Origin of the sequence: Xanthomonas axonopodis (assembly GCF_001304695.1) — a bacterium.
GTDB lineage: Bacteria > Pseudomonadota > Gammaproteobacteria > Xanthomonadales > Xanthomonadaceae > Xanthomonas > Xanthomonas axonopodis.
This window is the reverse complement of sequence record NZ_JFAQ01000197.1, coordinates 1-7,350: the sequence shown is the minus strand read 5'-3', so window position 1 is coordinate 7,350 and position 7,350 is coordinate 1. Positions and strand designations below refer to the sequence as shown.

Annotated in this window: 4 protein-coding genes and 2 pseudogenes; 4 read left to right on the top strand and 2 right to left on the bottom strand. The window is 65.4% G+C overall.

The window, feature by feature from the left end; genetic code table 11:
* The first annotated feature begins 85 nt into the window (after positions 1-85).
* The 4 genes and pseudogenes from XAXN_RS16785 to XAXN_RS16770 all read left to right on the top strand — a co-directional run bounded on the left by XAXN_RS16785 (position 86) and on the right by XAXN_RS16770 (position 6,123).
* On the top strand, positions 86-2,761 hold the full coding sequence (locus tag XAXN_RS16785; protein WP_054320396.1) for a M1 family metallopeptidase: 2,676 nt from the start codon (positions 86-88) through the stop codon (positions 2,759-2,761).
* A gap of 117 nt (positions 2,762-2,878) precedes the next feature.
* Positions 2,879-3,400, top strand: coding sequence for a GNAT family N-acetyltransferase (locus tag XAXN_RS16780; protein ID WP_342364473.1), 522 nt, complete (start codon positions 2,879-2,881; stop codon positions 3,398-3,400).
* Between the two features lie 300 nt (positions 3,401-3,700).
* On the top strand, positions 3,701-4,618 hold the full coding sequence (locus XAXN_RS16775; protein ID WP_054320395.1) for a TrmH family RNA methyltransferase: 918 nt from the start codon (positions 3,701-3,703) through the stop codon (positions 4,616-4,618).
* Positions 4,618-6,123, top strand: a pseudogene (locus XAXN_RS16770) (carboxylesterase/lipase family protein). The gene XAXN_RS16775 and the pseudogene XAXN_RS16770 overlap by 1 nt, the downstream one beginning before the upstream one ends.
* A gap of 50 nt (positions 6,124-6,173) precedes the next feature.
* Here XAXN_RS16770 and XAXN_RS16765 read toward each other — a convergent pair.
* Positions 6,174-7,184, bottom strand: a complete 1,011-nt coding sequence (locus XAXN_RS16765; RefSeq protein ID WP_241148164.1) for a neprosin family prolyl endopeptidase — start codon at positions 7,182-7,184, stop codon at positions 6,174-6,176.
* Positions 7,185-7,230: 46 nt separating this feature from the next.
* Positions 7,231-7,350: pseudogene (locus XAXN_RS21930) on the bottom strand (IS1595 family transposase); the annotation flags it as partial.

The following is a 7,350-nucleotide window of genomic DNA, read 5'->3' as shown; positions in this document are numbered from 1 at the left end:
TCAAAATCGGGGGGACGTCGAAGGTCACATGACAGCCATGCCCGGCTGTGGTGCACTTCGTCAGTTACCTTGACCGGAATTACCGATGCGTCGTCTCGCTTGCCTGCTTGTTCCTTCTCTCCTTGCGCTGTGCTGCGGTACGGCCTTGGCGCAATCCGCTGTTGAACCGGTTCCCACCGGTCGCCTGCCGACCTGGGCAGTACCGGAGCGCTACAGCCTCTCGCTCAAGATCGACCCCGAGCAGAGCCAATTCAGCGGCCGCACCACCATTCGCGTGCAGCTCAAGCAGGCGTCCGACCATCTCTGGCTGCACGGCAAGGAATTGAAGGTCAGCAAGGTCACCGTCAAGACCGGCAAGGGCAAGGCGCTGACTGCACGCTACGTGGAAGCAGATGCGCAGAGCGGCGTGGCGCGGCTGGATTTCGGCCGCATGCTCACGCCGCAGACGCTCACCGTGGAGATCGCCTACAGCGCGCCGCTCAACCAGCAGCTGCAGGGCCTGTACCAGGTGAAATACCAGGGCAAGGCGTATGCGATGACGCAGATGGAGCCGACCAGTGCGCGCTACGCGTTCCCGGGCTTCGACGAGCCGGCGTTCAAGACGCCGTTCGACATCAGCCTGACCGTGCCCAGCGATGACCAGGCGCTGGCCAACACCATCGCGACCTCGACCAAGCCCGTCGGCAAGGGCTGGAAGACGGTGACCTTCGCTCCGACCGTGCCGCTGCCGACCTATCTGGTCGCCTACGCCGCCGGCCCGTGGGACATGGTGGATGTGGTGCCGATGCCGGCCACCCCGCAGCGCCCCAACGCCACGCCATTGCGCGGCATTGCCGCCAAGGGCCAGGGCCCGCGCATCACCCCGGCACTGGACCAGTCCCCGGCCATCATCGCCGCGCTGGAGGACTACTACGCCTTCGGTTATCCGTTCGACAAGCTCGATCTGGTCGCTGCACCGGACTTCAGCGCCGGCGCGATGGAAAACCCGGGGTTTGTGACCTTTCGCGATTGGTTGCTGTTGCTGGACAAGGATTCGCCGGCCGAGAACGTGCAGCGCTCCTTCGACGTCAATGCGCACGAACTGGCGCATCAGTGGACCGGCGACACCGTGACCATGGCGTGGTGGGACGACCTGTGGCTCAACGAAGCGTTCGCCACCTGGATGCAGCAGAAGATCACCATGCAGCTGCACCCGGAATACCACGCCAACCTGGACCGTATCGGCGGCGCGCAGCATGCGATGGAGAACGACAGTCTGGTGAGCGCACGCAAGATTCGCCAGCCGATCACCGGCAATGGCGATATCGAAACCGCCTTCGATGGCATCACCTACCAGAAGGGTGCGGCGGTGCTGGCGATGTTCGAAGCCTTCGTTGGCGAAGACGTGTTCCGCGAGGGCATGCGCGCCTATATCGCCAAGCACAAGTTCGGTAACGCGACTGCCGACGACCTGGTCGATGCGATCGCAGAAGCGGCCGGCAAGGGCGATGATTTCAAGGCCGCATTCCGCAGCTTCCTCAACCAGCCAGGCGTGCCGTATCTGCAGACCCAGGTGGCGCGCGAAGGCGGCAAGACCGTGGTCAAACTGCAGCAGCAACGCTATCTGCCGCTGGGTTCCACCGGCTCTGCGGCGCAACAGTGGGGCGTGCCGGTGTGCGTGAAGTACGGCAAGGGCAAGAACCAGGTCGGCACTACCTGCCAGTTGCTTGAAAACGGCAGCGGCAGCATCGGGCTGGAAGGCGCCGGCAAGAACACCTGGGTGTTCCCGAATGCGCGTGGCGCCGGCTATTACCGTTTCTCGCTGCCCAAGAAGCAATTGGCGGCGCTTGGCAAGCAGGTCGGCCAGCTGGACGATAACGAACAGCTCGCCTACGCCGATGCGATCAATGCGGCGTACCGGCATGGCGATGCCGACAACGCGGCCGTGCTGGCAGTGCTTGCGCAGTTGGCGCCGTCGGCGTCGGCCGCCGTGTCCACCGCGTTGCTGGACCGCTTCGTGTGGATCTGGCGTTACCAAGCGACGACCGAGGCGCAGCGCAGCGTATTGCGCGAGGCTGCCGAACAGGCGTACCTGCCGCGTCTGCGTGCGCTGGGTTACGCGCGGCGCAGCGGTGAGTCGATCGACGACACCGCGCTGCGCACGTCGCTGGCCAGCCTGTTCGCCTTGCGTCTGCAGAACGCCGAGGTGCGCAAGGCCCTGCTCGCACAAGGCGATGCGGTGCTGGCCGGCGGCAACGGCGCGCTGGATTTCTCCGCCGCCAACCCGGACCTGCTCGGCACCTTGCTGGCAGTGATTGCCCAGGAACGCGGCGCACCGGCAGTGCAGGCGCTGATCGATGCACTGCGCACGCATGGCAACCCGGCCCAGCGTAATGCCATGATCGCCGCATTGGGTGCGGTGCAGGACCCGGCGCTGCTCAAGCAGGTGCGGGATTTCGCGCTGACCGATGCGATCAAGGTGGGCGAGATGAAGAGCCTGCTGATGCGCGGGCACAGCGACGAGCGCTCGCACGATTCGATGTGGGCCTGGTTCACCGCCAACTTCGACCGCATCGTACAACGCAGCGGCTCGTTCGATGGTGGTGGGTTGCCGGCACTGGGTGCATCCGGCGGTTGCAGCGTGGACGAGGCCGACCGCCTGGATGCGTTCTTCAAGCCGCGCCTGGCCAAGCTCAGTGGCGCCGACCGCCGCCTGGCGCAGACCGGCGAAACCATCCGCCTATGTGCTGCACTGAAACAGGCGCAAACCGCCCAGCGCTGAGTTGCGGCGTGCGGCAGGTGTGCGCAGTATCGCGGGAGTTGATGCTGCGCATGCCATGACCAACGCAATGGACGAGTCGCTGATCGTGTACGGGGAAGGCTTCGTGCTGCGCCGCTGGTGCCAGAGAACGACCTGGATGCCTTGGTGCGGCATGCCAACGACCCGCTGGTCCCGCGCGGATTGAGCGAGCGATTCCCTCATCCATATACCCGTGCCGATAGCGAGGCGTTCCTGGCCGGTAGGGTTGTCGATTTGCGAGCCCCGGTGCTGGCCATCGAGATCGATGGCCGGGCCTGCGGCACGATCGCAGTGCGCCCAGGGCAGGGCGAACGTCGCTACTCGGCCGAGCTGGGGTATTGGCTCGGTCGCGCCTACTGCGGCCGCGGCTGGATGACCCGCATCGTGGGCACGTATGTCGCCTGGGCGATGCAGACGCTACCGCTGTATCGCGTGCAGGCCACCGTGCTCGATACCAATCCTGCGTCGGCCACGGTGTTGCTGCGCAATGGCTTTGTGGAAGAGGGCGGCAGCCGCTGCGCGCTGCTGAAGCCGGATGGGCTGCACGATCTGCGCGTGTTCGTGCGGGTGAATCCACCTGCTGCGCTTTGCGTGCCCGTGTACGCGTCTGATCCTGCGTGATTGCACGCGCTTGATTGCGATCTGCAGAACGGGAAATGCCCGCCGCAGGAGGTGCGCAGATCCCGCTCGCTTCCGGGTTGCTTCAACGCCCCCCTGCAGGGCGGCACGACGTTCAACATGCCTCAGCGCGGCCGCCGTGTATGGACCATCGCGCCAGTGGCTTACCATCGTCGTCACTACTGGTGCGGCAGCGGGCCTGCGGGCGCTGCAACACGATCGACACGCAGACGGCGAAATGCCCGGAAACGGCCGGAAACAGCCGTTTCGCACTGCACGCAACACGAACTTCTGGATCCTACAATGACACAGCATGATGGACGCGGCGGACGGCCGCCACGCGATGGCGGCTCCGGCCCCTCGCACAGCCCCTGGGGCCGCGCTGCGCCGCGCACACCTGCACCGCGCAGCGCCGCACCCCGCGCTCCAGCGCAGCACACTCCAGCCGCCACGCCACCTGCCGCTGCAGCGAGCAGTAACGCGCGTGAGGTGCGGCTGTACGGCATCAACGCAGTGCAGGCCGTGTTCAAGGCGCGCCCGGAGGCGCTGCGCAAGCTGTACCTGAGCGAGGCGCGCATTCCGCAGTTCAAGGCGCTGCTGGCCTGGTGCGTGACCCAGCGCATCGGCTATCGGGTGGTGGAAGAGGCCGATCTGAGCAAGCTCGCTGCCAGTGTGCACCATGAAGGAGTGGTGGCCGAGGTGCTGCGCGTCACCCCGCAACCCTTGCCAGAATGGCTGGCTGCGTTGCCGCAGGGCCCGGTGCTGGCGCTGTGGCTGGACGGGGTGGGCAACCCGCATAACTTCGGGGCGATATTGCACTCTTCGGCGCACTTCGGTGTGGCCGGTCTGTTGTTGCCGGCCGGCTCCACGCTGGGTCTGTCGGGCGCGGCGGCACGTGTGGCCGAAGGCGGCGCCGAAGCAGTACCGCTGGCGCAACTGCCCGACACTGCAACGGCGATGGCGCAGCTGCGTCAGGCCGGTTTTGCGATTGCCGCCACACTCGTCGACGGTGGCCAGGACGTCTTCGCCGCCGCGTTGCCGCAGCGCCTGGTGTACGTGATGGGTGCAGAAAGCGACGGCATGGACCGCGCATTTGCGCGCGATTGCGATCTGCAGTTGTCGATCCGCGGCAGCGGCAAGGTGGAAAGTCTCAATGTTGCCTCGGCCACTGCGGTCTTCCAGGCCGCCTGGCACGCGCGCGTGCTCACCGTAGAACACTGATGTTGCGTCTTTTTGTGTTGTTGCTTGCGACCGGTTGCCTACTCGGTGCGAACGCGTCTGCTACCACGCCGGCGGCGCCTCCCCAGGTGCGCACCGATCATGGTGCGGTCCGTGGCCAATGGCAGGACGATGGCAGCGCGGTCTTCCGCGCGATCCCCTTCGCGGCGCCGCCACTGGGTGCGCTGCGCTGGCGCCCGCCGCAACCGATCGCCGCATGGACGCAGGTGCGCGACGCCACTCAGGCGGCCACGCCGTGCGTGCAGCCGGCGCTGGGCTGGAACAACGCCATGGCCAAGCGCGGCACCGAAGATTGCCTCTATGTCGAAGTGCAGACACCGCAGTTGCATCCGGCCAAGCCGCTGCCGGTGTTCGTGTGGATCCACGGTGGCGCGAATGTGGCGGGCGGCGCGGATGGACATCTGCCCACCAACCTGGCGGCGCAGGGCATGCTGGTGGTGACGCTGCAATACCGGCTGGGCGCGTTGGGGTTCCTGTCGTTGCCGGAGCTGGCCGATGGCGACAACGAAGCTGCCGGCAATTATGCGTTGCTCGACCAGATCGCTGCCTTGCAATGGGTGCGCGACAACATCGCGCAGTTCGGCGGCGACCCCGCGCGGGTGACCATCGCCGGGCAGTCGGCCGGCGGCCAGGACGTGGGCTTGCTGATGCTCAGCCCGCTCGCGCGCGGCCTGTTCTCGGCAGCCATCGAACAGAGCGGCACCGCCGGCTTCGGCCTGCCGGCGCGCAGCCTGGAAGACAATCGCGCGCTGGGTGTGCGCATTGCCGAACGCGCAGGCATCGACGATTCGGCCACGCGCCTGGCGCAGCTACGCGCGTTGCCGGTCGACCAACTGCTCAAGGCCGCCCAGGGCGTGGATGTGCCGGCCTTGGACGACGACGGTTACATCTGGTTGCAGGCGGTGGTCGACGGGCGTGTGCTGCCGCGTGCGCCAGCCGAACTGCTGGCCGCCGGCGCGCAGGCAAAGGTGCCGCTGTTGATCGGTTACGTGGTGCAGGAACTGCGCTATGGCGATGAGGAAGGCGCCGAGAAGCGGGTGCGCAGCGACTATCCCGACCACGCCGATACCATCCTGCAAACGCATCGCGCCGATATCGCGCAGCGCGCCGAACGGCAAGGCAATGCGTCCATGCAGTTGTCCACCGATCTCACCTTTCGCTGCCCGGCGGTGACCGTGGCGCAACGCCAGGCTGCGTTGGGCGTGCCGGTGTGGCATTAAGTGTTCGATACCGCCGTGCCCGGCGGGCAGGTGACACATAACGCCGAGTTGCCGTTCCTGTTCAAGAACCTGCCGATCGGCCAGCCGCCGGTTTCCCTGCAGCGCTATTGGGCCGCGTTCGTGCAGCATGGCAATCCGAATGCCAAGGGCCTGCCGGCCTGGCCGGCATTTGCGCCGGCGCATGCGGGGCTGCAGTTCGATGCGCGTGGCGTGCAACCCATCAAGGACGCGCGTCCGGCGGTGTGTGTGGGCGTGGATTTGCCCTAGTCGATCGCGCGCGCCCAGCGGCACGCGCGATCGACCCAACTCAGCTCGATTCAGCGTTCGCAGCCCGGCCCACCGAAATAGAAACCACCATTCTGCATTTCCGGCGACAAGCCGGTGCGGGTGACGCCGGCATCCAAGGCATACGGATAGCTGTAACCGGCCATCGCCAGCCTGTAGCAGGACGGATGCTCCACGCTCAGCGACGACAGGCGCTGCACGGGATGGGTTACCATCGCCGCATCGCGGTAGAAGTGGTTGGCCTGGAATGCGGCCTGGCGATAGCCGGCCGATGCGAACTCACCGCTCCCCATGCGTGTGCTGGCTACACCGCTGTTGGTCGAGACTTCGCCGCCTGCGCTCACATACGCAACGCGCCCATCGGCGAGATCGCCCGAATATAGTGATGCCTTGTAGTAACCGATCCATTCGCCGTCCAGGCGCAGCCACCAGTTGCCGTCGGTATTCTTCTGGAATTCGACACTCAGCATGGTCTGCTTGCCGCCTGCAATGCTGAATCCGGCCGCCGGCTGAGCGCCCAGGACATTTCGCGTGCTGGTCTGCACGAAATCGTTGCAATCCAGATTATGACAACCTGTAGTGACGTAATTGTCCTGGGTAGAATAAATGAAAACGATGGGCTTGTTGCCCCAACCTGCATCTGGCTGTATCTCCCAGCCCACTTCAAGCGTTTGCACTTGCTTGCTTGCGCTTTCGCCAACGATCCATATCTGACTGATGGTTTGTTTCTCGTTGGTGGAGCGCAATGCGGCTGCCCACAGATTGATGTCGGCTCCCGCGCCTGTGACCGATGTGCCGGCGGTATTCAGAAAAACGATGGAGGAGTAATGCGTTACCGGCGCCGCTTCCTGCACCGCCGGCACGGCGTCAGCCTGCCTGGGAGCGATGTCGCAACGTTGACCCGGGTTGATCGGCGCCACCGTACCCTTGTTGCTTGAGAGGGAGGGTGGTGCCGCCGGCGTGCTGCCATCGCGCAAGGCAGGTTGCTGTGCACTTGGAATGCAATCGAACACCTTGCCGTCCTGTTGCATGCTGTGCAGCACGGTCAGACCGTTGTAACGATTGAACAGACCTGATTAGCCCTATCCCTCAGCCATGAAAGTTGCTTGCCATGCGCAAAACGCGCTCTGGGCAAGCTTTACAGCGCATCAGCGCCTTCGCCAGTCGCGGCAGCATCTGCTCCAGACGTAATCGGCGGTTGAATCGATA